Origin of the sequence: Streptomyces sp. KR55 (genome assembly GCF_052245645.1) — a bacterium.
Lineage (GTDB): Bacteria > Actinomycetota > Actinomycetes > Streptomycetales > Streptomycetaceae > Streptomyces > Streptomyces flavusporus.
The window spans coordinates 1-4206 of sequence record NZ_JBQQCE010000638.1; the positions used below are offsets into that span (position 1 = coordinate 1).

The 4206-nt window shown below is 73.2% G+C and carries 4 protein-coding genes; 3 read left to right on the top strand and 1 reads right to left on the bottom strand.

What is annotated here, in order from left to right:
• Nucleotides 1–738 (bottom strand): N-acetyl-gamma-glutamyl-phosphate reductase (gene argC, locus ACTWQJ_RS47310; RefSeq protein WP_443312557.1); only part of this gene is annotated, 738 nt, incomplete at its 3' end.
• A gap of 168 nt (nucleotides 739–906) precedes the next feature.
• On the opposite strand from argC, the gene ACTWQJ_RS47315 reads away from it, so the two are divergent.
• The 3 genes from ACTWQJ_RS47315 to ACTWQJ_RS47325 form a co-directional block, all read left to right on the top strand.
• Nucleotides 907–1308 carry a hypothetical protein gene (locus ACTWQJ_RS47315; protein ID WP_443312558.1) on the top strand — a complete coding sequence of 134 codons (402 nt, stop codon included), beginning with the start codon at nucleotides 907–909 and terminating at the stop codon, nucleotides 1306–1308.
• A 1-nt stretch (nucleotide 1309) separates the two neighbouring features.
• Nucleotides 1310–2260, top strand: a complete 951-nt coding sequence (locus ACTWQJ_RS47320) for a hypothetical protein (protein WP_443312559.1) — start codon at nucleotides 1310–1312, stop codon at nucleotides 2258–2260.
• A gap of 19 nt (nucleotides 2261–2279) precedes the next feature.
• A partial coding sequence (locus tag ACTWQJ_RS47325) for a hypothetical protein (protein WP_443312560.1) occupies nucleotides 2280–4206 on the top strand: 1927 nt, incomplete at its 3' end.

Genomic DNA, 4206 nt, shown 5'->3' on the forward strand with positions numbered 1-4206 from the left:
GGCCTTGACGTTGCACGTGGCGAGGATGCCGCGCGGCATCGGTGCGAGGGTCGGGGTGAAGGACACCGAGACCCGCTCACCGGCGGCGGCGCTGAGGTTCTGGATCATCTCGGGCGTGTGGCGGTGGCCGCCGCCGACGCCGTACGGCGACATGGAGCCCATGACCTCGGAGCCCAGCAGGTGCGGCTTGGGCGTCTTGCCCGCGCCGGACGTGCCGGACGCGGCGACGATCACGGCCTCGGTCTCGGCCAGCCCCGCGGCGTACGCCGGGAACAGCGCGAGGGAGACGGCCGTGGGGTAGCAACCGGGCACCGCGATGCGCTTGGACCCCTCCAGCGCGGCGCGGGCGCCCGGCAGTTCGGGGAGGCCGTAGGGCCAGGTCCCGGCGTGCGGGGAACCGTAGAACTGCTCCCAGTCGGCGGCGTCCCGCAGCCGGAAGTCGGCGCCCATGTCGACGACGAGGACGTCGGGGCCGAGCTGTTCGGCGACGGCGGCGGACTGACCGTGCGGGAGGGCGAGGAACACGACGTCGTGCCCGGCGAGCACGTCGGCGGTGGTCTCCTGCAGCACGCGGTCGGCCAGTGGCAGCAGGTGCGGCTGGAGCGCGCCGAGCCGCTGACCGGCGTTGGAGTTGCCCGTCAGGGCGCCGATCTCGACCTCGGGGTGCGTCAGGAGCAGACGCAGCAGCTCTCCGCCCGCGTATCCGCTCGCTCCGGCCACTGCGGCACGTACCGTCATGGAACCTCCTCCTGGATGGCATGACTATACGTATCGCTGCACTTTTATGCAATCCATGCCTGGGGCGGGACCTGCCCGCGCGTCCGGGAACCATCGGGCGGGGCCGTCCGTCCTCACCCTCGCCGGGAATGCGCACGACGAGCGGACGGGTCGGATCACGGGGTGCCCATGGACGAGCAGCAGTACCTGGACGCCGCCACCGCGGTACGCCCGCACCTGGACGCCCTGCTGGGCGACGGGGCGGGGGACGTCCGGCGGCGACTCGACGAGTTGCTGGCCCGCGCGTGCGCCGGTGAGCCGGTCAGGACCGGCATCCTCCGGGTCCTCTCGGCCCACGAACCGACCCGGCGGTGGACCCAGGAGTACCTGGCGACGGAACCGGGCCTGCGCGAGTTCGCCGCGCCCCTCGGGGACGTGCGGATCCCGAGAGTGCCGTCCTTCGTCTGCGTACGGCCCGGCTGCGACACCGTGTGGTACCGGTTCAGCGTGAGCATGCCGATCCCGGAATGCCATGGGAGCCCGCTCGTGCGACGCACTCCCGGCGGCACCCAGCCGACGGCGGACGGCTGACGTGCTGACGGCGTTCTGGAAGGGGCTCGGGAGCAAGCTCGCCGATCAGTTCGCGCTCCGGCTGGCCGGGGCCGCGACGGTGTTCTGGCTGGGCGGCGCCCTGGCGTGGTGGTGGCGGCTGGAGCAGGACTGCCACCGCAGCCCGTGCCGGGCCTTCCCCGCCGGCCTGGCCGACCGGCTGCGCGAGCTGAGCGCACCCTTCCAGCTGGCCGCGCTGGTCGCCCTGATCGGCCTGCTCGCCCTCTCCACGGCCCTGGTGGGCACACTGACCAGGCCGCTGCTGCGGCTGCTGTCCGGACACTGGCCGGGGCCCCTGGGCGACCGGCTGCGCCGCCGGGCCCTGAACGGGGCCGGCCGTCTGGCCGCCCGCGCCCAGTGGCTGGGCGCGGAGCGGGAACGCCGGTCGCTGTCCGCCGGGGAGGCCGCCGAGTTCGCCCGGCTCGAACGGCGCATCCGGCGCACCGTGTTCACCCCCGAGGCGGTGGGGGCCACCCGGCTGGCCAATCTGCTGCGGGCCTACGAGGACCGGACCCGTGACAAGTACGGCCTTGACCCGGTGGCGTGCTGGCCGCATCTGTGGCTGACCCTCGACGCCGACGCCCGTGCCGAACTCGACCTGGTCCGGGGCCGGTTGGACGCCGCGGCCCATCTGCTGCTGTGGTGCCTGCTGAGCGCCCTGTGGACCCCGGTCGCCTGGTGGATGCTGCCCGCCTCGATCGTGCTGGCCGCCGCCGTCTACCGCATCCGCCTCCTGGAGGCCGCCGAGTCCTGGTCCGGCATGGTGGAGACGATGTACGACCTGTACCGCTTCGGCCTCTACGAGGCACTGCGCCTCGAACCGCCCGCGGATCCCACGACGGAAGCGGAGATGGGCAGGGCGGTGTCGCAGTACCTTTGGTACGGAACGGCCGAGAACGGGACGCGTTTCGTCCATCCCGGCCCGACGGGGTGACAATGCGTCAGGGGGCGGCATGGAAGAAGCCGGCGTTTCGTCCGACCTTTCGACCGATGTGACGACCGAGGTCTCGACGGGCGACTCGGCCGATGCCCTCGTGCCGCTCCTGGAGGAGCTCTGCTCGGCACCCAGCTGGGTGGCCACACGCGCCCTGATCGAAGCCCATCCGGCACTGCTGCGACCGGAGGCCGAGGAATTCCTGCGGTGGCTGGTCTCCGAGGCGGAGGCGGCCGGGGACACCGTGGCCGCCGCCCTCTTCAGGGATCACGCGGACGTCCTGGGCCACACCCGCACGCACGGCTTCGACCGGGCTCTCGAGGGCATGGCGGTGTCGAAGACCGACCACGGCAGGGACGAGGACATCAGCTGGTTCCTCGGAGTGGTCGAGGAGCTCTTCCAGCGCACCGGCTGGGTGGACGTCCTGAGCTTCGTCGTGCACCACCCGATCCTGCTCGGTCCCGAGGCCGAATCCGCGACCGACCTCGCGGGCGAGGACCTCTCCCCCGACGAGCGCCGCAGCGTCACCGTCGTGCGCCACCTTCTGGCCCAGGCACAGCGGTTCGGGCCGCTCGGCGCGCTGCTGCACGGGGCCGTGCGCAGCGGCCGGGGGCTTGCCGACACCCTGCGCGCCGTGCTGCGCCGGCACCCCGAACTACTCGACGAGACCGTCGCCGCGGACGTCCTGGCCCGGCTGCGCGATCCGGCCGAGGCCACGATCCGGGAGCCGGAGGATACCGAGCCCGACCCGCCGCTGTCCGACGTGGAGGTGGAGTATCTGGCGGCGGTGCTGGAGACCTGCCGGGAAGAGAGCGATCCGGACGTCGCCCTGGATGCCGTCCGCGACAGCCTGGCCGAGGCCGTGGCCGGCGAGGCGCTGAACGCCCTGGTCACGGCGGACGATCCGCAGGCCATGGTCGCGGTGTTCGCGACCTGGCCGACACTCGCCGGCGAGGAGGCCCTGACCGCGCTGGCCGGCCGTATGCGGGAGGCCCGCCGGCGCCGTGACACGCCCTATCTGCTGACGCTCGGTATCCGGCGGGACTTCCTGGTCCGGGCGCGCACGGCGGGGGCCGGGCTCGCCGTCGCCGAACTGCTGGAGGAGCAGGAGTGCAGGAGACTGCTCACCCTCGCCGCGTACCTGTACACCGAGAACCCGGAACTGCGCGACGTACTGGTCGACGGCTGTCCGATGCTGCTGGCCTGGAACCGCGACGAGATCGCGCCCATCGCCGAGCAGATGGCGCCGCAGATCGGCCCGGAGGCCGCGGAACTGCTGCACGAACTGGCGGCACGGCTCGGCGACGGGCCGCCGACCGGGCGGCCGGCGGACGACCGCTCGTGGGAGTACGCGCTGGAGGCGGCCCAGTGGTACACCGAGCGGTTCAACGACTCGGAGCGGCGTGACCCGGCCCATCTCCACCGGGCGGCGGCGTTCTGCGAGGCCGCGCTGCTGCTGGCACCGGTGGACGCCGACGAGACGGTCGTCCGCACGCTGCGTCTGATCGCGGCGGGCCTCTTCGAGGACCTGTACGAATCGGGTGTGGCACCGGGCGCCCTGCACCGTGCCATCCGCTACCGCGAGGAGGTGCTGGCCGAACCGCCGCCGGACTGCTCCCGGGAAACGGTGCTGGCCCAGCTGCGCAACGACCTGGGCCGACGCCGGGCGGGAGAGGCCGACATCGCCCGCGAGATCGACGTGCACGGCGCATGGCGGGACCTCGCGCCGCCCGGCTCCACCGAGCGCTGGGTGCGCGGCGCCAACCTCGGCGAGCTGATGGTCGAGGCCGTACGGCAGTACACCCGCGTCGACCTCATCGACCCGGCCCTGCGGCTGTACGAGGAGCTGCGCGGGACCGAGCCCCCCGAGCTCGCCTCCGGTGGCCTGAGCGACGGCGAGGAGTCCTTCGACCGCGCCGCCTTCCGGGAACGGGCCACCGAACAGG

Excerpts from the sequence above, each read along its gene's own strand:
- ACTWQJ_RS47315 (WP_443312558.1), top strand. The coding sequence starts at position 907 with ATGGACGAGCAGCAGTACCTGGACGCCGCCACCGCGGTACGCCCGCAC.